Below are 21,179 nucleotides of genomic sequence, written 5' to 3' on the forward strand. Positions count from 1 at the left end.
CGCACGGGGGACCGCGCCGCACGGGAACACGCAGGGCACGCCCGCTTAAGGCCCGGCGGAAAAGCGGCTTCGCGGGCGGCGGATCGCCGCTTCGGTGGTTGTGCCGCCCCGGGAGTGGGACGCTGATAGAGAGCTGGGGGCCCGTTCCGAGGAGAAACGGGAGGGCAGAATGGGACGTGATGTCCCGGCGCTGGAGTTCACCCGTGAAGACCGTCGCCGGTTCCGGAGCAAGATGCACTCGTGCCTCGACGTGTTCGCGCGGATGCTGCGCGAGTCGAGATTCGATTTCGAACGGCCGCAGGTCGGTCTGGAAATCGAACTGAATCTCGTGGACGCCACCGGCGAGCCCGCCATGCGCAGCACGGAGGTTCTGGAGGCGATAGCGGATCCCTCCTGGTCGACCGAGCTGGGCCGGTTCAATCTGGAGATCAACGTCGAGCCGAGGCGGCTCACCGCGGGCGGCCCCGATTCCTGGGAGCAGGAAATCCGTGACGCGCTCAACCATGCCGAGGCGAAGGCCGCGGAGATCGGCGCCCATCTCGTCATGATCGGTATTCTCCCGACGCTGGAGCTGAAGGACGCGGGCCCCGATTCCCTCTCCGAGAATCCGCGGTACCACCTGCTGAACGAGCAGATCTTCTCCGCGCGCGGCGAGGACCTGCTGATCTCGGTGGACGGCGTGGAGCGACTGCGGACCTACGCGGAGACGATCACGCCGGAGGCGGCGTGCACCAGCACGCAGTTCCACCTCCAGGTCTCGCCGGACGAGTTCGCGGAGTACTGGAACGCCGCGCAGGCCATCGCCGGCGTGCAGGTGGCCCTGGCGGCGAACTCCCCGTTCCTGTTCTCCAAGGAGCTGTGGCGCGAGACGCGCATCCCGCTCTTCGAGCAGGCCACCGACACCAGGCCGGACGAGATCAAGGTGCAGGGCGTACGGCCCCGGGTCTGGTTCGGCGAGCGGTGGATCACCTCCGTCTTCGACCTGTTCGAGGAGAACACGCGGTACTTCCCCGCCCTGCTGCCGCTCTGCGACGACGAGGACCCGGAGGAGATGCTCGAGCACGGCGAGACCCCGGGTCTGGCCGAGCTCACCCTGCACAACGGGACGGTCTACCGCTGGAACCGCCCCGTCTACGCCGTCGTCGACGGCGTGCCGCATCTGCGGGTGGAGAACCGGGTGCTGCCCGCCGGCCCGACGGTCGCCGACGTGCTGTCGAACGGCGCCTTCTACTACGGGCTCGTCCGCGCCCTCGTCGACGAGGACCGGCCCGTCTGGTCGCGGATGTCGTTCGCGGCGGCGGAGGACAACCTCCACGCCGCGGCCCGGCACGGAATCGACGCCCAGCTGTACTGGCCCGGCATGGGCGAGGTCCCGGCGACCGAGCTGGTCCTGCGGCGGCTGCTGCCGCTGGCCGACCGCGGCCTCGAGCGGCTCGGCATGGACGCGGGCTGGCGGGAGCCGCTCCTCGGCATCATCGAGCAGCGCTGCGTCACCGGCCGTAACGGCGCCGTGTGGCAGTCCGAGATGTTCCACCACATCCAGGACATCGCCCACGCGGACCGCCACCAGGCGCTCCGGCGGATGACCCAGCAGTACATCGAGTACATGCATCTGAACGCTCCGGCGCACACCTGGCCGGTCGAGTGAGACCGCCCCGGAGACCTCTCGGACCGCCCCGGAGACCTACCGGAGGGCCGACGACGTGACGCGCCCCGAGTGGCTCCTGACCGCAGCCGAACGCGGCAACGACGCCACCTGCCTCGACAGCCGCCACCTGGACGGAAAGGCCTGGTCAGAGGGGAACCAGGCGCGCCCCCTGGTGCACGGTGCGGTGTACTTCCGGGAGCTGCTGGCGGCCGTCCGCGTCATGCGCCGCGGCGACCTGCTGCTCTTCACCGACTGGCGCGGCGATCCCGACGAGAGGCTCGCCGGACCGGGCACCGAGATCGGCGCGGTGCTCGGCCGTGCGGCCAGGCGCGGCGTCGTCGTGAAGGGGCTGCTGTGGCGCTCGCACCTGGACGGTCTGCGGTTCAGCGAGGAGGAGAACCGGCATCTCGGCGCCGAGATCGAGGAGGCGGGCGGCGAGTGCCTGCTCGACCTGCGCGTACGGCCCGGAGGCTCGCACCACCAGAAGATGGTGGTGCTGCGGCACCCCGGCCGCCCGGAACTGGACGTGGCGTACGTCGGCGGCATCGACCTCTGCCACAACCGGAACGACGATGCCGCCCACCGGGGAGACCGCCAGTCCCTGCCCATGGCCGCCGCCTACGGTCCGCACCCGCCGTGGCACGACGTCCAGCTCGCCCTCCGCGGCCCGGTCGTCGGCGACGTCGAGGCCGTGTTCCGGGAGCGCTGGGAGGACCCCGCTCCGCTCAGCCGCAGTCCGCTCACCCGGCTCCGCGCGCTGGCGCACCGGGAGGACACCTCGGCGGGCACGCTGCCGCCGCAGGAACCCGATCCGGCGCCCTGCGGCACGCACTCCGTGCAGCTCCTGCGCACGTACCCGAACCGGCTGCTGCGCGGATATCCCTTCGCACCCGACGGTGAACGGAGCATCGCCCGGGGGTACCTCAGGGCACTGCGCCGGGCCCGTGCGCTGATCTACGTCGAGGACCAGTACTTGTGGTCCCCGAGGGTGGTCGCCGGTTTCGCCCGGGCGCTGGCGGGGGAGCCCGGCCTGCTGATGATCGGTGTCGTCCCCTCGGTCCCGGAGCAGGACGGCCGGTTCTCACGGCCCATGAACCTGATCGGGCGCGTCGAGGCGCTGGACGAGCTGCGCCGCGCGGGCGGTGACAGGGTCGCGGTGTACGGAGTGGAGAACCGCGCGGGGACCCCCGTCTACGTGCACGCGAAGGTGTGCGTGATCGACGACGTGTGGGCCTCCGTCGGCTCCGACAACATCAACCTCCGCTCCTGGACCCACGACTCCGAACTCAGCTGCGCCGTCGTCGACGAGACCCCGGACCCGCGGCGGCCGTCGGACCCCGGCGAACTGGGAGACGGCGCGCGGGTCTTCGCCCGTGAGCTGCGCCTGGAGCTGATGGGCGAGCACCTGGACGTGGAAGGGACGGCCAGGCAGCGGGCGGCGGCGTCGGACGCGCTGTGCGACCCCGCGTTCGCCTTCGCCGCCTTCGAGAAGGCGGCGGCCGCACTGGACGCCTGGCACGCGCGCGGTCGCCGTGGGCCACGGCCGCCGGGACGGCTGCGCCGCTACGCCGCCCCGGATCTGCCCGCCGTCCAGCGGGTGTCGGCGACTCCGCTGCACCGTGCGCTGATCGACCCGGACGGCCGTCCGCAGCGGCTGCGGCGCCGTAACGCGTTCTGATCCGGGCCGGCCGATCTCACGCGCTAGGGGGCGACCGCCGTGATCGGCACGCCGTTGCTGCGCAGCACTTCCCGGACGTCCAGGATCAGCGGGAACACCTCGTGGTTCCGGTCCCTGCCCTGCTCGTCCCAGGCCCGCTGCTCGGCCTCCACCGCCATCCGGTCCTGGGCGAACACCCGCTCCGTGAAGCGGCGGATGAACGGCCAGGCGAGGTCCAGCGCTCCCGGGATCGACGGCTTCGCGATCATCAGCAGGCCGTACGCGTGGTTGGTGCGCTGCTCGGCGTCCTCCGGCACATAGGCGACCCAGAGGGAGAACGCGGGGAGTTCGGAATGCGTGGGCACCGCCTGAAGCGTCTGGTACGGGTATTCGGTGCGTACGGTGACGACGTCGGGGGAGTCGGCACCACCGATCCCCTCGGCGGACAGCAGCCCGGCGCCGCGGTCTTTCCGGCCGCCGCCGGGAACGAAGAGATAGCGCGCCTCGACGAACCGCGGTCCGGTTTCGTAGCCCAGGAGTTTGGGCTGGATCTTGCCCAGGACACCCCGGTGGAGAAACTGGTGGTTCATGTCGAGCAGGTTCTCGTGCATGAAGGTGTAGTGGCACCGCACGGTGCGCGAGAACGTCATGGTCTTGTGCCTGGGCGAGTGGAACTCCGGCAGCACGGGAAGCGGAGTCGTCGCCGCCTTCTCCGGGTCCCCGGGAAAGACGAACACCAGTCCGTACATTTCCCGGACCGGAAAGGCGCGTACACCGCGCGGCGGCCGGTCGACCCCCTTCGGGAGATAGGGGATCTGCGAGATGCGCCCGTTTCCGCGGTACGCCCACGCGTGGTAGCAGCATCGGAGCGTCTCGCCCTCCACGACTCCCATGCTCAGCGGTACCTGACGGTGCGCGCACCGGTCCTCCAATGCGAAGACCTCGCCGCTCGCACCGCGGTACAGCGCGATCCGTTCGCCCGCGAACACGGCCGCGAACGCCTTCCCCTTGGGGACCTTCCGCGACAGCGCGACCGGATACCAGAAATCGGGATGGATTCCGATTCTCCTGAGGTCGGTGAGTGCCCCGGACTCTTCGGCGGTCGTATGCCGTGGTTGCGCCTCGGTCATTCACCACTCCCTCGCCGGGCAGGCCTTCGCTGCGGGAACGCTCTCTTCTGCAGGGTGACAGCGGGCGGACGGTTCAGCCACCGCGTGCCGGGCCGTCACGGCCGGTGCCCCGCCCTCCCCGTCGGGCTCCCGGCCCCGGCCCCGTCCAGCTCACGGACGGTGCCAGGGCCGGGAGAGGGGGCGACGGGCGACACGACCGGCAGGAGGGCCGGCAGCAGGGCCGGCAGGGTGACGGCCGACCCGGTCGGCCGGCCGTCACCCTGCCGCCGGAGCCGACCGGAGCCGCGCCGGCGCCGGCGGGTCAGTCCCTCGCCGGACTGGGAGCGACACACAGTCCCCAGATGATGAGGGCGTCGAGCGCGATGAACAGCAGCGCCCACCCGGGGGTGTACGGCAGCCACATGAAGTTGGCGATCATGCTGAGGCCCGCCAGCCCCACTCCGACGATCCGGGCCCAGGTGGCGCCCGTGAAGAGGGCGAGCCCGGTGAGTGCGATCAGGATGCCCAGGATGAGATGGATCCAGCCCCATGCGGTGAGGTCCAGCTCGTAGACGTAGTTGCGGGTCGCGATGAACACATCGTCCTCGGCGATGGCCGAGATGCCTCCGAGCAGCGTCATGATGCCGCTGAAGAGCATGATCACGGCGGCGAACACGAGCCAGCCGCTGCTGTGCGTCGTCTCTCTGCGGCCGGGTTCGCTCACGTGTGTGGTCATGACAGGTCCTCCCTGTCGTCTGGCCTGTCCGCCGGGACACCTCTCGGCGCGGCGAGTCGGATACATCCAATCTGACCCCGTGCCACCCCGGGCGCACGTCGACAGCGGGCGGAGTGGAGAGCTCCGGATCATGTCGGCCCGTGTCGGGAACCGAACCCGTCGCGTTGGCACTCATGATCCATGGGCTCCGGGGAAGGCACGCGCCGCGGCCGGGTCCTCCGGAGCCTCCCGGCACACCGCAGCCCGTGTGCCGTGTCGAACGAGTCGAGGAATTCACGTGCCCCTGTCGTCGCATCGACGCCTTGCCCTCAGCACCACCCTGCTCGCCGCCCTCGCGGCCGGAGTCGTCCCCGCCACCGGCGCGGTCGCCGCACCGGCCGCTCCCGCCGCCTCCGCCACGGCCTCCGACGCGGCCGCCGCGGCGGCGGCCGCCCGCCCCACCAGCCCCGCCCCCGACATGGAGGGCGTGACCGCCGCGCTGAACGCGGCCATGGCCAAGGGCGCGCCCGGCGCCATGGCCCGGTTCACCGGTCCGAGAGTCGTGAAGGCGAAGACCCTCGGCGTCCGCGACCGCGTCTCGGGCGCGCCCATGGACGCCGCCGCGCGCTTCCGGATCGGCAGCGTCAGCAAGACCTTCTCCTCCGTCGTCCTGCTGCAGCTGGTGGACGAGGGCAAGGTGGAGCTGGACGCACCGGTCAACCGCTACCTGCCCGGGCTGCTGCCCGACGACAAGATCACCGTGCGTCATCTGCTCACCCACCGCAGCGGGTTGGCGGACTACACCGACAAGATGTTCAACCAGACCGTGCCCGGCTTCGAGGCCGTACGGAAGCGGGTCTTCAGCTACCAGGAGCTGGTGGACCTCTCCCTGGCCGAGCCGCGCACCACGCAGCCCGGCGTGTCGTACAAGTACTCCAACGCGAACTTCGTGGTCGTCGGCATGCTCATCGAGAAGGTCGCCGGCGGTCCGGTCGCCCAGGAGTACGAGCGCCGCATCATCAAGCCGCTGGGCCTGCGGAACACCTCGTACGTGCACCCCGACACCCAGATCGCCGGGCTGCACGCGCGCGGCTACCTGCACCCCGACGAGGCCGGCGCGGCGCTCGTCGACTCCACGGAGCAGACCGTGTCCTGGGCGCAGTCTGCCGGGGCGATCATCTCCAACCCGGCGGACCTGAACACCTTCATGACCGCGCTGATGCGGGGCAGGCTCCTTTCGCCGGCGATGCTCGACGCGATGACGACCGTCACCCCGACGGACGCCACCAACACGCGGTTCTACGGCCTCGGGCTGCGCCGCTACGACCTGTCCTGCGGCACCCAGGTGTTCGGTCACACGGGCACCGTGCAGGGCTTCTACACCTACGCCTTCGCCACACGGGACGGCCGGCGCAGCCTCGCCGCGATGGCGAACACCTCGAACCGGGGTGAGGCCAACACCGCCCTGGGCGGAACGCTGGAGGCCGCGTTCTGCGGCAAGAAGCCGGCGACGGCGAAGTCGGCGTCCCCGGCGGACCGCGGCTTCTCGGTGCTCCCGGCCGAGCAGGACCTGCGCGAGCGCGGCTGATCCATGCCCCCGCCCCGCCCGCGCGCAGTCGCGGGCGGGGCCGGGCGCGATCCACCTCGGGGGCCATGGCGAGGACCGCGTACCCCCACCCTGCCACCGGTCGTCGGCACGCAGAAGAGCCGTGCACGAAAGAACCGCGGGCATATTCCGAGACGATCACGCCGACCCCGCCGTGCGAGGCGGGTCCGCCGCCTCCGGCACGTCACGCGCCTCGATCGTGCGGCGTGTGAGCTCCTGAAGGACCGGGAGGTGCTCGCCGAGAGCGGGGCCCGCGGGGCCACCACCAGGCACGTCCGTCGGTCCGCCGGCTCACACCGTAGGCCGGGCGGGTGTGTGACGAGCGTTACCGTGCATGATCGTCCGTGGTCACACCGACGCAACGGACGTTCCGTACCGTCGGGGCCACGCTCGATCGAATGAGAGGCCCCAGCCCGTGCCCCCACAGGACTCGCCGGCCGCTGTCGCCCAGGTGCGCACCGTCTGCTCCTACTGCGGCGTGGGGTGCGGCCTGCTCCTCGACATCGCCGCGGGCCCCGACGGCCGTCGCACCGTCCTCAAGGCCTCGGGGGACAAGGCGCACCCCGCCAACCGCGGCAGGCTCTGCACCAAGGGCGCGACGACGGCCGAGATGCTCGCCGCGCCGGGCCGGCTGACCACCGCCCTCGTACGCCCGGAGCGAGGGGCCGAGCCCCGGCCCGCCCCGGTGGACGAGACGATCACGAGCACCGCCCTGCGCCTGCGGGCGCTCATCGACGAGCACGGACCGGACGCCTTCGCGCTGTACGTGTCCGGGCAGATGAGCCTGGAGGCGCAGTACCTCGCGAACAAGCTGGCCAAGGGCTTCATCCGCACGCGGCGGATCGAGTCCAACTCCCGGCTGTGCATGGCGAGCGCCGGCAGCGGCTACAAGCTCTCCCTCGGCGCCGACGGCCCGCCCGGTTCGTACGAGGACTTCGAACGGGCCGACGTCTTCCTCGTCATCGGCTCCAACATGGCCGACTGCCACCCCATCCTGTTCCTGCGCATGATGGAGCGGGTGAAGGCGGGTGCCCGGCTGATCGTCGTCGACCCGCGGCGCACCGCCACCGCGGACAAGGCCGACCTCTTCCTCCAGATCACCCCGGGCACCGACCTGGCACTGCTCAACGGGCTGCTCCACCTCGTGCACGAGAACGGGCACACGGACGCCCGCTTCATCGCGGAGCACACCGAGGGCTGGGACGCGATGCCGGGCTTCCTCGCCGACCATCCGCCCGCGAAGGTCGCCGAGATCACCGGGCTGCACGAGGCGGACATCCGGCGCGCGGCGGAGTGGATCGGCACGGCGGGGGAGTGGACGAGCTGCTGGACCATGGGGCTCAACCAGTCCACGCACGGCACCTGGAACACCAACGCCCTGATCAACCTCCACCTGGCGACCGGCGCGATCTGCCGCCCCGGCAGCGGCCCCTTCTCCCTGACCGGCCAGCCCAACGCCATGGGCGGACGGGAGATGGGGTACATGGGCCCGGGGCTTCCCGGGCAGCGCTCGCTGCTCGTCGACGAGGACCGGGCGTTCGCCGAGGAACTGTGGGGGCTGGAGCCCGGCACCGTACGCGAGGACGGATCCGGCACGGGCACCGTCGACCTGTTCCGGCGCATGGCCGACGGCGAGATCAAGGCCTGCTGGATCATCTGCACCAACCCCGTCGCCTCCGTGGCCCACCGCAGCACCGTCATCGAGGGCCTGGAGGCGGCCGAACTCGTCATCACGCAGGACGTGTTCGCCGACACCGAGACCAACGCCTACGCCGACGTCGTCCTGCCCGGCGCCCTGTGGACCGAGACCGAGGGCGTACTGGTCAACAGCGAACGCACCCTCACCCTCGCCCGGCCCGCCGTCGATCCACCGGGGGAGGCACTCGCGGACTGGCGGATCATCGCGCGGATCGCCTGCGCGATGGGGTACGAGGACGCCTTCTCCTACGGCAGCGCCGAGGAGGTCTTCGAGGAGATCAAGCGCGCCGCGAACCCGAAGACCGGGTACGACCTGCGGGGCGTGACGTACGAGCGGCTGCGCGCCACGCCCGTCCAGTGGCCCGCCCCGGCCGCCGACGGCCCCGACCGCAATCCGATCCGCTACCTGGCGGAGGACGGCGGTCCGGTGTTCCCGACGGCGAGCGGACGCGCGGTGTTCTTCGCCCGCCCCCACCTGCCGGCGGCCGAGATGCCCGACGACGACTATCCGTTCGTCCTCAACACCGGGCGGCTGCAGCACCAGTGGCACACCCTCACCAAGACCGGCAGGGTTCCCGCCCTCAACCGTCTCGCCCCCGGCCCGTTCGTCGAGATCCACCCGGAGGACGCGGAACGCCTCGGCATCGCCGAAGGCGACTCCGTCGAGGTCGCCTCGCGGCGCGGCCGGGCCGTGCTGCCCGCGGTCGTCACCGACCGGGTGCGCCCGGGCTGCTGCTTCGCCCCGTTCCACTGGAACGACCTGTTCGGCGAGTACGTGAGCATCAACGCGGTGACCAACGACGCCGTCGACCCCCTCTCCCTCCAGCCCGAGTTCAAGATGTGCGCGGTGACGCTGACGAAGGTCGCGGCCCGCGCGGAAGCGTCGCTGACGACCTCCGAGCCGCCCGCGCTCCCCGAGGCGCTCCCGGTCGTCGAGCCCTCCGTGGCCTCCGGGCCGTTCGCGCTCGTTCCCTCCGCCGTGCTGCCCGGCGCGACGGCCGTCTTCGGGCTGGACACCACACCCCCGCCCGCGCTCGCCGAGCACGAACGCCAGTACCTGGTGGGCTTCCTCGCGGGGCTGGCGTCCGGGGCGCCCGGGGTTCCCGTACTGCCGCCGGGCGCGCCGTTCAGCGAGGAGCACGCCCGCTGGGTGAACGGCGCGCTCGCGGGCCTGTACTCCCGGGCGCCGGGGTCCGTCCCGGAACCCGAGGCGGGCACCACGTCCACCGGACGTGAGGTCGTCGTGCTCTGGGCCTCCCAGACGGGCAACGCCGAAGGGTTCGCCGCGTCCGCCGCCGAGCGGCTCGCCGCGGCGGGCCACCGAGCCGCGCTCCTCGGCATGGACGGCGCCGATCCGAAGTCCCTGCCGCCCGCCGCCGACCTCCTGCTCATCACCAGCACCTTCGGCGACGGCGACGCCCCGGACAACGGCGCCGGTTTCTGGGACGCGCTCACGGCCGCCGACCCCCCGAGCCTGGAGGGCCGTCGCTATTCCGTCCTCGCCCTCGGCGACTCCTCGTACGACGACTTCTGCGGACACGGCCGCCGCCTGGACCGGCGCCTGGACGAGCTGGGCGCCGTCCGCCTGGCACCGCGCACCGACTGCGAGCCGGACGACGACCACTCCGCCGACGCCTGGCTGGAGCAGGTCCTCGACCGGCTCACCGGAGAGCCGGCGCCGGCGGCCGCACCGCTCGCCACCGCCACCGCCACACCGGCGGTCGCACCTCTCCGTACGACGAGGCAGGCCCCCGCCACCGCACGGCTGACGGGCAACCGACTGCTCAGCCTGGAAGGCGCGGGCAAGGAGGTCCGCCGGTTCACCTTCGACACCCGGGACAGCGAGACTCCGCTCCGCTACGAGGCCGGCGACGCCCTCGGTGTGCACCCCGTCAACTGCCCCGACCTCGTGAACGAATGGCTGGCGGTCACCGGAGTCGATCCCGCGGCCACGGTCGAGGTCGACGGCCTCGGTGCGGTCGGCCTCGCCGAGGCCCTGCACCGGCACCTGGACATCACCCGGCTCACGCCCGCCCTCCTCGCCTTCGTCAACGAACGCACCGGTGGCCGTGACCTGAAGAAGCTGCTGCGCCCCGACAACAAGGGCGAGCTCGCCCGCTGGTCCTGGGGCCGGCAGGCCGTCGACGTCATCGCCGAACACGCGGTCCGCGCCACCGCGCAGGAGTGGGCAAGCGTACTCAAGCGCCTCCAGCCGCGGCTGTACTCCATATCCTCCAGCCCGCTCACCGACCCCGACGAGGTGGCGCTGACGGTCTCCGTGGTCCGATACGAGAACCTTCACGGCCACCCCCGCAAGGGAGTCTGCTCGCCGTTCCTCGCCGACGCGCCGCTCGGCACCGCCGTGCCGGTCTTCGTCCAGCGCTCACCCCACTTCAGGCCCCCGGCCGACCCCGGCACACCGATGGTCATGGTCGGCCCGGGGACGGGCGTCGCGCCCTTCGTCGGCTTCCTCGAAGAACGCCGGGCCCGCGGCCACGGAGGCCCGAACTGGCTCTTCTTCGGGGAGCAGCACCGAGCCACCGACTTCCTCTACGAGGACGAGCTGACCGCCTTCCTCGCGGAAGGCACCCTCAGCCGGCTCGACACCGCGTTCTCGCGCGACCAGCGCGCCAAGGTCTACGTCCAGGACCGGATGCGCGAGCACGGCCACCAGCTCTGGAACTGGCTGCAGGACGGCGCGCACTTCTACGTCTGCGGCGACGCGTCGCGGATGGCCAAGGACGTCGACCGGGCGCTGCGCGACATCGCCGTCGCCCACGGCGGTCTCGACGAGGAGGCGGCGGCCGTGTACGTCAAGCAGCGCGCCGCCGACAAGCGGTACGTGCGCGACGTCTACTGACACCCCGTGCGCCGCCTCGCGCACCCGCACTCCGGCCGGCGCCGGTCAGCCGCCGTCGGGCGAGGACCCGGGCGAGGAGCCGAGGGAGCGCAGGGCCTCCTCGGCCCGCTTCTCCATCTCCTCCGGTGCGACGTCCTCCACGTGCGTGGCGACGCTCCAGCGGTGACCGAAGGGGTCCTCGAACTGGCCCGTCCGGTCACCGTAGAACTCGTCCTTGACCGGCGACAGCTCCGTGGCGCCGCCGGCGAGGGCCCTGGCGAAGACCGCGTCCACGTCCTCCACGTACACATGCAGGGTCACGGGCGTGCCGCCCACCGCCTTCGGCGAGCGGAAGCCGATGTCGGGGAACTCGTCCGCGAGCATGATCATCGAGTTGCCGAGCGCCAGCTCGGCGTGGCCGATCCTGCCGCCGGGCGCGGGCATCCTCATCCGCTCGTCCGCGCCGAGCACGGAGACGTAGAAGTCGATCGCCGCCGCGGCTCCGTCGACACAGAGATAGGGAGTGACGCTCGGATAGTCCTCGGGAACGGGCTTCACGCTCACTGGACCTCCGCCTTTCGCAGATGGACGATCACCGCCGACCGTCGCCTGCCACCACTGATATCCCGAACCTCCGGGGCCCCGCCCACGCCGCGCGGCGCCCCGCGGCCGCGTACCCCGAAGGGCCGCCCGCGGCTGCTCCCCGCCCCCGACTGCTCGCCGGCCCCTGGCCTCCGCCGGTCCGGCCCCGATACTCCCTTGTCCGCCCGATGATCACGGGTTACTGTGCCCCGGCCCCGGCACTCGTCGGGTGATCACTGCAGGTGGGGGACATGGCGGAGGACATCGACGCGCTGCCGAAGGGCGCGGGCATGTGGGGGCAGGTCGTCGCGGGTCTGCTGCTGGTGCCGGCGCTGGGTCTCGGCGCGTGGGCCCTGGGGGAGACGGCCGACACGGGCGGCGGCCCGCCGCGGCCCGCGGCGTGCTCGGCAGGGGAGCCGGAGGAGACGCGGGGGGAGACCGCCGCGGCCCGCGGACGGCTCTCCGGAGACCAGCTGTGCGAGGCGCTGAACCGCCCTGATCTCGCCCGACTCCTGGGCACCCCCGAGGAGATGGCGACGTCCGCGAACGGAAGTGACGGCTCCCTCAAGCTCGTGGGCGAGGCCAGGGACATCGCCACGCCCACGTCCGAGGTCGAGTTCCCGACCTACACCGTGACCCTGGCGGCCACCTACGACGGACGCCCGGTGGCCGGATACACCCCGTTCGGCGGGCACAGCGCCGAGGAGCGCACCGTGCTGGGCCGCCCGGCGGTCCTCTACTCCGACCAGACGATCAGCATCCGCTTCCGCCTCGACGGCAGCGACGCCGAGACCGGTCCCGGCGTCCCGGCCCGCACGGTCGTGGTGGCCCGGGACGCCAAGGACAGCGGCGGCTCCTACGAGGTGACGCTCTGGCGCCGGGACGGTGCGGTCCCGGACGACGCGGTGCTCCTCCGGGTCGCCGCATCGGTCCTGCCGACGCTCCCGGGGTGGGCCCCCGTGAGCGCCGTGCAGCAGTGACCGGTTCCCGCTAGACGGACGGGGTGCGCGGCTCGCGCCACATCGCCCACAGCACCGGTCCGCCACCCGGCAGGCGCAGTTCCTCGCGCACGCCGAACCCGAAGTGCTCGTAGAAGGGCAGGTTGTCCGGCTTGGAGGACTCCAGATAGGCGGGCAGCCCCGCCGCGTCGGCCTTGGCCAGGCCCGAGCGCAGCAGCGCGGCCCCGTGGCCCTGGCCCTGCGCGGCCGGGTCGGCGCCGATCAGCGCCAGGTACCAGTGCGGTTCCCGGGGCGTGTGCTGGGCGGCGGCCTCGACCGCGGCCCCGAACACGGGAGCCCGGTCACCGAGTATGTTCTGCAGTTCCTGGATCGTCTCGGCGTCGGGAACGGCCTTGGCCTGCGCCTCCGGAGGCACCCAGAAGGCCGCCGCCGCCGCGGTGCGCTCGCACACCGCGTGGTGGACGTACTGCCGGGTGAACAGGGTGGTGAAGTAACGGCCGAGGGTCGCCTCGCGCGAGACGTCGTCGGGGAAGAACCAGCGCATCATCGGGTCGTCGTCGAAGGCGCGGGTCAATGCGCGGCCGATCAGCGGGGCGTCGTCGATCGTCGCCGTCTGCGGAATGTTCGTTGTCGACATACGGGTCATTCTGCTTCCCGATGATCTTGGACTGCGTGGCGGGGTCCGGTTCGTCCGCTCGCGCTCCCGTCACTCGGGCGTCGCCTGCGGCTCGTCCGAGTCGAGGATCGACGTCTCCAGCTTCCGCAGGAGGCGGGCGAGTTGGCGGCGCTCGGCGGGCGACATCGCGTCGAGCATCCGGCGTTCGTTGTCGAGGTGCTCGGCGAACACCGTGTCCACGGTGGCGAGGCCGTGGTCGGTGAGGCGGGAGTAGACGACCCGCCGGTCGTCGGCGTCCCGTTCGCGCACGATCAGGCCGTCCTTCTCCAGCCGGTCGATCCGCAGGGTCACCCCCGCGGACGAGACGAGACCGGAGTCGGCGAGCTGTCCCGCCGTCAGCCGGTACGGCTCACCCGAGCGCCGCAGGGCGGTGAGCACGTCGAATCCGGCCACGGAGAGTCCGTGCCGCTCGATCGACGCGGTGATCCGGGTGTTGTAGCGGAGGAAGGTGCGGTGCAGGCGGGCGAGAACGTCGAGGGGGCTCGTGTCCAGCTCCGGGCGTTCGCGCGCCCAGTCCTCCATCACCTTCGCCACCGCGTCGCGGCTCGCCGGCTTCGATGCAGCCATGGTCATCCCCTCGTACGGCTCCGGCCGGCACCCCCTCCGGCATCTCACAGCGCTGAGAATCTTACCGCTCAGGCATTCGGGGGCCGGGGGTGGCGGGACGCCGAACGCCCCGGGGCGGCGGGAGGCCGCCGGCCCGGGGCGTACGTACGACGTCCGGTGTCAGCTGTTGAGCTCCTCCAGCGTCCGGCCCTTGGTCTCGACGGCGAACCATGCGATCACGGCGCCCACCAGGGCCACCGCCGCGAGCTGCGCGAAGACCAGGGGCAGGCTGCCGCCCGCGCCGATGATCGTGCCGACGACGACCGGCCCCAGGATGACCCCGAGCCGGTTCCACAGACCGCCGAACGCTGCGCCCTTGGCCCGGTTGGCCGTGGGGTACAGCTCGGGGGAGTACAGGTAGAGACCCGCGTTGATCGCGTACAGGAAGAAGGTCGTGCAGGAGGCGAAGAGGGCGACCTGGCCGCCCGACGTCGCGCCCGCCAGAGCCAGCACGCCGAGCGAGAGCGCGCCGCCGACGAGTGCGGCCATCAGCGCCGGCCGGCGGCCGATGCGGTCGATCAGCAGGGCGACCAGGAACGTGCCGAACAGGCCCGTGACGTTGCTCAGCAGGGTGTAGACGAGGGCCGTCGTCAGATCGAGGCCGAACTGCTTGGTGTAGAGCGAGGGCAGCCAGGTCGAGATGCCGTGGTTGACGTAGTACGCGACGAACCACAGTCCGGACAGGACGGCCGTACGGCGCAGGTAGCGGCCCCGGAACAGGTCGCTGAGGCGGCCGGCCCGGGCGACGTCCTCGGCGACTCCGGCGGCCGGCGCCGGCAGGGGCTCGGCGGTGGCGCGGCCGACCTCGGCCTCGATCCGGGCGATGGCCGCCTCGGCCTCCCGCGTGCGGCCGCGGGCCAGCAGCCAGCGCGGGGACTCCTCGACGTGACGGGGCAGCGCGGCGGCGATCAGGACCGGGAGGGTGCCGATGACGAACATGGCGCGCCAGCCGAGGTTGGGGACGACCCAGACGGCGACCAGCGTCGCCGCGGCGAGACCGGCCGGGAAGATCATCTCGTACAGCAGCACGAAGCGGCCGCGCTTGTCGGAGCGCGCGATCTCGTTGATGTACGTGGCGGCGACGGGGACGACCCCGCCGATGCCGAGGCCCTGGACGAACCGGAAGAGCGAGAAGGTCTCGATGGAGCCGGAGAAGGCGACGGCGAGGCTGGCGAGGCCGGTGACGGCGACACCGAGAGCGACCGTGCGCACCCGGCCGATCCGGTCGCCCAGCCATCCGGCGCCCAGCGCGCCGAGGAGCATGCCGATCGAGGCGGCCGTCACCGCGAAGGTGGCCTGCCCGGTGGTCAGATTCCACTCCTTCATCAGGACGGGCAGTGCGGAGGCGGCCAACAGCTGGTCGAACGCCTCGAAGAAGGTGACGGCGCCGATCAGGAATCGCACCTTGACGTGCCAGCGCGAGTGCGGCAGTCGTTCGAGTCGCGCGGCTATCGAGCCGAGGGCTGGCTTGCCGGCCACAGTCGTCATGGAGGGGTCCTTCCGCGAACAGAGAAGTTGCGGAGACAGTAGGTTCAGCTATCTAAGCGGTCAATGGTTAAGGGCTTAGTAATCTCGAACCCGCCGACTCGTCACACATCCTCTCGGTGGGCCCACTCCACGCTCAAGACCTGTTGGGCAACGATTTCGAGCCGGGGGTCTTGTGTCAGATTATTTAAGCGCTTAGATTTCAAGCACTTCGAGAACGGCTTCGCCAGGAGGTTCGCCCGTGCCCCACCACCCCACCGACATCCTGATCGCGGGCCAGTGGCGACGCGGTGCGGGCGAACCGCTCGACACCGTCGACCCGGCCACCGGGAGGCTCCTCGCCACCGTCGGCTCCGCCTCCGCCGAGGAGGTCGCCGAGGCCGCGGAGGCAGCGGCCGCGGCAGCGGCCGACCCCACCTGGCGGGACCTGCTCCCGCACGAGCGCGCCCGTCTCCTGCACCGGATCGCCGCGCTCACCGAGGAGGCGGCCGACGAGCTCGCGGCCCTGCAGACCGCCGACACCGGCAAGACCCTCACCGAGACCCGCGCCCTCGCCCTCAGCGCGGCGGGCACGTTCCGTTACACCGCCGCCGCGCTGGAGACCGCCGAGGACTCCCTCACCCCCTCCCGCGGCGCGTACGTCACGATGAGCGTGCACGAACCGATAGGGGTCGTCGGGGCGATCAACCCCTGGAACTCGCCCATCGCCAGCGACGCCCAGAAGATCGCGCCCGCCCTCGCCGCGGGGAACGCGGTCCTCCTCAAGCCGGCCGCCTGGACGCCCCTGGTCTCCCTCGCCCTCGGCAGGCTGATCACACGGGCCCTGGAGGAGTTCGGCCTGCCCACGGCCCTGCTCTCCGTGCTCCCCGGCAGCGGCCGGGTGGTCGGCGACGCTCTCGTACGCCACCCCCTCGTCGCCCGCATCGGATTCACCGGAGGCACCGCGACGGGACGCTCCATCGCCGCCGTCGCGGCGGAGAAGCTGATCCCCGCCTCCCTCGAACTGGGCGGGAAGTCGCCGACCGTCGTCCGGGCCGACGCCGACGTCGAGCAGGCCCTGGCCGGTGTGCTGTTCGGGATCTTCTCCTCCAGCGGTCAGTCCTGCATCGCCGGCTCACGGCTCTTCGTCGCCCGGGAGATCTACGACTCCTTCGTCGGCGAGCTCGTCGAACGCGTCCGGAAGCTGCGGGTCGGCCCCGGCACCGACCCCGCCACCCAGGTCGGCCCCCTCGTGCACCACCGCCACCGCGACGCCGTCGCCGCCTACGTCGACCTCGCCCGGTCCGAGGGCGGACGGGTCCTGTGCGGCGGATCGGCCCCGGAGGGGGAGCGCTACCGGGACGGCGCGTACTACCTGCCGACCGTCCTCGACGGCCTGCCGAACTCCTCCCGCACCTGCCAGGAGGAGATCTTCGGCCCGGTCCTCGTCGCGCTCCCGTACGAGGACGAGGACGACCTGGTCCGCCAGGCCAACGACTCCGTCTACGGGCTCGCCTGCGGCATCTGGACCCGGGACGCCCGCGCCGCGTGGCGGCTCGCCCGCCGGATCCACGCGGGGACCGTCTGGATCAACACGTACAAGCAGTTCAGCGCCGCCACGCCGTTCAGCGGCTGGAAGGAGAGCGGCCTCGGCACCGAGAAGGGCCGCGACGCCATCCGCGCCTACCAGCGCCAGAAGTCCCTCTACTGGGGCACCTCCGACGCCCCCCTGCCCTGGGCCAACTGAAACCCGGGCACGCCCGCCCCGTCTGGAGAGACACATGCACGCCGCACCGCCCGGCCCGATCGCCCGCCTCCGCTCGCTGCGCTACGTCGAGCTGCACACCCCCGCCTTCACCGAGGCCGCCGACTTCTACCAGGAGGTCTGGGGACTCGAGACCGTCGAGTCCGACAGCGGCGCGCGCTGGCTGCGCGGAACCGGCGACGAGCACCACGTCCTGCAGCTGACCGAGCGTGAACGCGTGGGCCTCGGCCGGCTCGCCTTCTCCGTCGCCACGCCCGCCGAGGTCGACGAGGCCGCCCGGCGCCTCGAAGCACGCGGCATCGTCCCCGTCTTCGGCCCCGGCCCCCTCGACCAGGCGGGCGGCGGCTACGGCCTGCGGTTCACCGACCCCGAGCGGCGGCTCGTCGAGATCAGCGCCCAGGTCGAGGCCGTCGCCCCGCGCGGCCGCGACGGCGCCGTGCCCGTCGGGGTCACGCACGCCGTGCTGAACACCACCGACATCGACGCCGCCGTCGCCTTCTACCGCGACGTCCTCGGGCTGCGGGTATCGGACTGGTCCGAGCACCAGATGGCGTTCCTCCGCTGCAACGCGGACCACCACTGCATCGCCTTCAACCAGGCCGAGTGGACCTCGCTGAACCACGTCGCATACGAGATGAGCTCCGTCGACCACTTCATGCGCGGCCTCGGACGGCTCCGCCACCACGGCATCACCCCCCGGTGGGGCCCCGGACGGCACGGCCCCGGCAACAACACCTTCTCCTACTTCACCGACCCGTCCGGACTCGTCTGCGAGTACACCTCCGAGGTCGCGCAGATCGTCGAGGACACCTGGATCGCCCGGGTGTGGCGGCGGGTGCCGGAGCTCTCCGACCTCTGGGGCACGGCCGGCCCGCCGTCGAAGGAGATCCGCTGCCACATGGCGGGCACGCCGGACCCCGGCCCGCTCGCCCCCGTCGACGCCCGGAAGGACACCGCATGAGCACCGCACGCGTACGCAGGGTCGGATTGGTCGGCTGGGGGGCGATCGGCCGGATCGTCGGCACCGCCCTCGCCGAGGGGCGGGTGGAGGGCGCCGCGCTGGTGTGCGTCGTCGACAACCGCCCGCTCGGCGAGACGGCGCCCGCGCCCCAGGTCTCCTTCGAGGAGGCGCTCGACCTCTGCGACCTCGTCGTGGAGGCCGCGGGCCAGGGCGTCGTACGGGAGTGGGGAGAGCGCGTCCTCGCCTCCGGCACCGATCTGCTGATCGCCTCCAGCGGGGCGATGACCGACGAGGAGCTCGCCAAGCGCCTGCTCGCGGCAGGACCGGGACGCGTGTACTTCACCGGCGGCGCCGTCGGCGGGCTCGACCTGCTCCAGGCGGCCCGTGCGCTCGGCCCGCTCGACGAGGTCCGCCTGACCACCACCAAGCTGCCGTCTACCCTCGAACAGCCTTGGATGGACGATGAGTTGCTGAACCGCATGCGGACGGCGACCGGACCGGTCGAGGTCATGTCCGGCACCGCGCGCGAGGTTCCGGTGAAGTTCCCCAAGTCGACGAACGTGGCCGCCTCGGTCGCGCTGGCCGTCGGCGACCTGGACGCTGTGCGGGTCCGGGTCGTCGCCGACCCCGCCGCGCACCACACCCGGCACGTCATCGAGGCGTCCGGCGCGCACGGCGCGTACCGCTTCGAGGTAGCGCACGTGCCCGACGCGGAGAACCCCGCCACCAGCCGGGTCGTGCCGTACGCGGTGCTCCGCAGCCTCGCGGCGCTCGCCGGGCGGACGGGACAGATCCTGTGACCGCCCACACCGGCCTCCGTCCCGAACGGCGCTTCGACGTGCACGTCGAGGAAGCCGGCGAGCGCGGTCCGCTGCTGCTGTGCCTCCACGGCATCGGCTCGTCCTCGGCCGCCTTCGCACCACAGCTGGCCGAACTCTCCCCGTACGTACGGGTCGTGGCCTGGGACGCCCCCGGCTACGCCGCCTCGCCCGACCCCGAAGCCCCGCTCACCCTCGACGACTTCGCGGACGCGGCCGCCGCCGTCATCCGGGCACGCGGCACGAGCGCGCACGTCCTCGGCGTCTCCTGGGGCGGGGTGATCGCCCTGCGGCTCGCCGCCCGCCATCCCGGACTCGTCGACTCCCTCGTCGTCGCCGACTCCAGCCCCGGCTCCGCCACGGACGCGACGAAGGCCGCGGGCATGCGGGCCCGCACCACCGAGCTGGCCGAACTCGGCCCACGGGCCTTCGCCGAGGCCCGCGGACCGCGCCTGCTGTCACCCGGCGCCCCGGCCGCCCTCGTCCGGCGGGTCGTCGACACCATGGCCGGCTCGGTCAGGCTGCCCGGCTACGGGTACGCCGCCGAGTCCATGGCCTCGGCCGACCTCCGCCCCGAACTGGCCTCGATCGCCGCGCCCTCGCTCGTCCTCTGCGGCGACCAGGACACGGTCACGGGCGTCGAGGCGAGCCAGGCCGTCGCCGGGGGCCTGCACAAGACCGCCTTCGTGATCGTCAAGGACGCCGGTCACCTGGCCAACCAGGAGCAGCCGGGCCGCTTCAACGCCTGGGTCCTCTCCCACCTCCGCATCACCGCACGCATACCCGAACAGGAGCTGTCACCATGCCTCTGACCACCACCGCCTACGACAACGGCGACGACCTCGCCGCGTACACCGACTCCCTCATCGCCACCAAACGGTCCCGTGTGGCGGACTTCGACACCCTCTCCTTCCAGGAGAAGGCCGGTCCCCAGTACCGCCGCGGTCAGATCCGCTACGTCGGCTCGGGCGCCACCGGCAACCACGAGGGCGACAGCCGCATCATCCCGTCCGGCGGCTTCACCTTCTCCAACATGCTGCTGCCGCCCGGCGCCGAGGGCCCGGCCCACACCCACCACGACGTCGAGGAGGCCTTCTTCGTCCTGGAGGGCGAGGTCAGGGTCGGCATCCACCGCGGCCCGGACGAGGTCGAGTACCGCACCCTCGGCTACCGCGACATGATCGTCGTCCCGGCCGGGGTGACCCGCTCCCTGAAGAACGAGGGCGACACCGACGCCCTGTTCTGCGTCGTCATCGGCACGCAGAAGCCGCAGGTGCCGTCGTACCCCGAGTACTCCCCGATGCACGGGGTCACCCGTGACTGACCCTCGGGTCGTCGTCGTCACCGGGGCGGGCCGTGGCCTGGGACTGGCCATGGCCCGCCGGGCCGGCGCCGACGGCTTCCGGGTCGTCCTCGCCGAGCTGGACGCCGACCGGGGAGAGCGCGCCGGCGCCGAACTGCGCGCGGAGGGCCTCGACGCCCACGTCGTACGGTGCGATGTCGCCGACCCGGCGTCGGTGGACGCCCTGGCGACCGCCGTACGGGCCCTGGGCCCGCTGTACGGGCTGGTCAACAACGCGGCCCTCGCCAACGGGGTGGGCGGCAGGGAGTTCCAGGACATCGACATCGAGGTCTGGGACCGGCTCATGGCGGTCAACGCCCGCGGCCCCTGGCTGGTGTCGAAGGCGCTCCACCCGCTGTTCGCCGCGCCCGGACGGATCGTCAACATCGCCTCGGACGCGGCCCTCTACGGCTCACCCCGGCTGGCCCACTACATCGCCTCCAAGGGGGCGGTCATCGCCCTCACCCGGGCGATGGCACGCGAGCTCGGCGACCGGGGAGTCACCGTGAACGCGGTCGCTCCCGGACTCACCGAGGGCGAGGCCACCGAGACCGTGCCCGCCGAGCGGCACGACCTCTACCGCGCGAACCGGGCCCTCACCCGGGCGCAGCAGGCGGAGGACATCACCGGGATCGTCTCCTTCCTGCTCGGCGAGGAGTCCCGCTATCTGACCGGACAGGTGATCGCCGTCAACGGCGGCTTCACCATGAACTGAGCTGTAGGAGTCACGCGTT

17 protein-coding genes are annotated in these 21,179 nt (G+C 72.2%); 11 read left to right on the forward strand and 6 right to left on the reverse strand.

The features are described from left to right. Positions 1–169 precede the first annotated feature (169 nt). Together ACFVGW_RS28890 and ACFVGW_RS28895 are read left to right on the forward strand one after the other, a co-directional pair. Positions 170–1,648, forward strand: a complete 1,479-nt coding sequence (locus tag ACFVGW_RS28890) for a glutamate--cysteine ligase (RefSeq protein WP_383225176.1) — start codon at positions 170–172, stop codon at positions 1,646–1,648. Between the two features lie 55 nt (positions 1,649–1,703). After that, positions 1,704–3,326 carry a phospholipase D family protein gene (locus ACFVGW_RS28895; RefSeq protein WP_385853992.1) on the forward strand — a complete coding sequence of 541 codons (1,623 nt, stop codon included), beginning with the start codon at positions 1,704–1,706 and terminating at the stop codon, positions 3,324–3,326. A gap of 23 nt (positions 3,327–3,349) precedes the next feature. Here the strand turns inward: ACFVGW_RS28895 and ACFVGW_RS28900 are convergent, their stop codons facing one another. Both ACFVGW_RS28900 and ACFVGW_RS28905 read right to left on the reverse strand, forming a co-directional pair. Further along, positions 3,350–4,435: a Rieske 2Fe-2S domain-containing protein gene (locus ACFVGW_RS28900; RefSeq protein ID WP_385853993.1), complete on the reverse strand. Its 1,086-nt coding sequence runs from the start codon at positions 4,433–4,435 to the stop codon at positions 3,350–3,352. Between the two features lie 301 nt (positions 4,436–4,736). Further along, a complete protein-coding gene (locus tag ACFVGW_RS28905) occupies positions 4,737–5,150 on the reverse strand; it encodes a hypothetical protein (protein WP_352190718.1) in 414 nt (137 codons plus the stop codon). A gap of 277 nt (positions 5,151–5,427) precedes the next feature. Between ACFVGW_RS28905 and ACFVGW_RS28910 the strand changes: the two genes are divergently transcribed. Further along, a complete protein-coding gene (locus tag ACFVGW_RS28910) occupies positions 5,428–6,717 on the forward strand; it encodes a serine hydrolase domain-containing protein (protein WP_385853994.1) in 1,290 nt (429 codons plus the stop codon). Between the two features lie 508 nt (positions 6,718–7,225). Next, a complete protein-coding gene (locus ACFVGW_RS28915) occupies positions 7,226–11,293 on the forward strand; it encodes a molybdopterin-dependent oxidoreductase (RefSeq protein WP_385854087.1) in 4,068 nt (1,355 codons plus the stop codon). Between the two features lie 45 nt (positions 11,294–11,338). On the opposite strand, the gene ACFVGW_RS28920 is transcribed toward ACFVGW_RS28915, so the two are convergent. Then, on the reverse strand, positions 11,339–11,836 hold the full coding sequence (locus tag ACFVGW_RS28920; protein ID WP_385853995.1) for a VOC family protein: 498 nt from the start codon (positions 11,834–11,836) through the stop codon (positions 11,339–11,341). Positions 11,837–12,105: 269 nt separating this feature from the next. Here ACFVGW_RS28920 and ACFVGW_RS28925 point away from each other — a divergent pair, with 269 nt between their 5' ends. After that, positions 12,106–12,834, forward strand: coding sequence for a DUF6215 domain-containing protein (locus ACFVGW_RS28925; protein ID WP_385853996.1), 729 nt, complete (start codon positions 12,106–12,108; stop codon positions 12,832–12,834). A gap of 10 nt (positions 12,835–12,844) precedes the next feature. On the opposite strand, the gene ACFVGW_RS28930 is transcribed toward ACFVGW_RS28925, so the two are convergent. From ACFVGW_RS28930 to ACFVGW_RS28940, 3 genes are all read right to left on the reverse strand, one after another. Beyond that, positions 12,845–13,459, reverse strand: a complete 615-nt coding sequence (locus ACFVGW_RS28930) for a GNAT family N-acetyltransferase (RefSeq protein ID WP_385853997.1) — start codon at positions 13,457–13,459, stop codon at positions 12,845–12,847. Between the two features lie 60 nt (positions 13,460–13,519). Next, a complete protein-coding gene (locus tag ACFVGW_RS28935) occupies positions 13,520–14,056 on the reverse strand; it encodes a MarR family winged helix-turn-helix transcriptional regulator (protein ID WP_383296221.1) in 537 nt (178 codons plus the stop codon). Between the two features lie 159 nt (positions 14,057–14,215). Continuing rightward, positions 14,216–15,583 (reverse strand): MFS transporter, encoded by a 1,368-nt coding sequence (locus ACFVGW_RS28940; protein ID WP_385853998.1) that lies wholly within the window; start codon positions 15,581–15,583, stop codon positions 14,216–14,218. Positions 15,584–15,821: 238 nt separating this feature from the next. Between ACFVGW_RS28940 and ACFVGW_RS28945 the strand changes: the two genes are divergently transcribed. The 6 genes from ACFVGW_RS28945 to ACFVGW_RS28970 are packed head-to-tail and all read left to right on the forward strand — an operon-like array spanning position 15,822 to position 21,160. Beyond that, the gene (locus ACFVGW_RS28945) at positions 15,822–17,306 is read left to right on the forward strand and encodes an aldehyde dehydrogenase family protein (RefSeq protein ID WP_385853999.1); all 1,485 of its coding nucleotides are present in this window, start codon (positions 15,822–15,824) and stop codon (positions 17,304–17,306) included. Between the two features lie 34 nt (positions 17,307–17,340). Then, positions 17,341–18,285, forward strand: coding sequence for a VOC family protein (locus tag ACFVGW_RS28950; RefSeq protein ID WP_385854000.1), 945 nt, complete (start codon positions 17,341–17,343; stop codon positions 18,283–18,285). Beyond that, complete coding sequence (locus tag ACFVGW_RS28955) at positions 18,282–19,085, forward strand: aspartate dehydrogenase domain-containing protein (RefSeq protein ID WP_385854001.1); 804 nt, start codon at positions 18,282–18,284, stop codon at positions 19,083–19,085. The genes ACFVGW_RS28950 and ACFVGW_RS28955 overlap by 4 nt, the downstream gene beginning before the upstream one ends. Continuing rightward, the gene (locus ACFVGW_RS28960) at positions 19,082–19,915 is read left to right on the forward strand and encodes an alpha/beta fold hydrolase (RefSeq protein ID WP_385854002.1); all 834 of its coding nucleotides are present in this window, start codon (positions 19,082–19,084) and stop codon (positions 19,913–19,915) included. The genes ACFVGW_RS28955 and ACFVGW_RS28960 overlap by 4 nt, the downstream gene beginning before the upstream one ends. Further along, positions 19,906–20,427, forward strand: coding sequence for a cupin domain-containing protein (locus tag ACFVGW_RS28965; protein ID WP_383311724.1), 522 nt, complete (start codon positions 19,906–19,908; stop codon positions 20,425–20,427). The genes ACFVGW_RS28960 and ACFVGW_RS28965 overlap by 10 nt, the downstream gene beginning before the upstream one ends. Further along, positions 20,420–21,160 (forward strand): SDR family oxidoreductase, encoded by a 741-nt coding sequence (locus ACFVGW_RS28970; RefSeq protein ID WP_385854003.1) that lies wholly within the window; start codon positions 20,420–20,422, stop codon positions 21,158–21,160. Before ACFVGW_RS28965 ends, ACFVGW_RS28970 begins: the two co-directional genes overlap by 8 nt. Positions 21,161–21,179 lie beyond the last annotated feature (19 nt).

It is taken from the genome of Streptomyces sp. NPDC127129 (assembly GCF_042671585.1).
GTDB lineage: Bacteria > Actinomycetota > Actinomycetes > Streptomycetales > Streptomycetaceae > Streptomyces.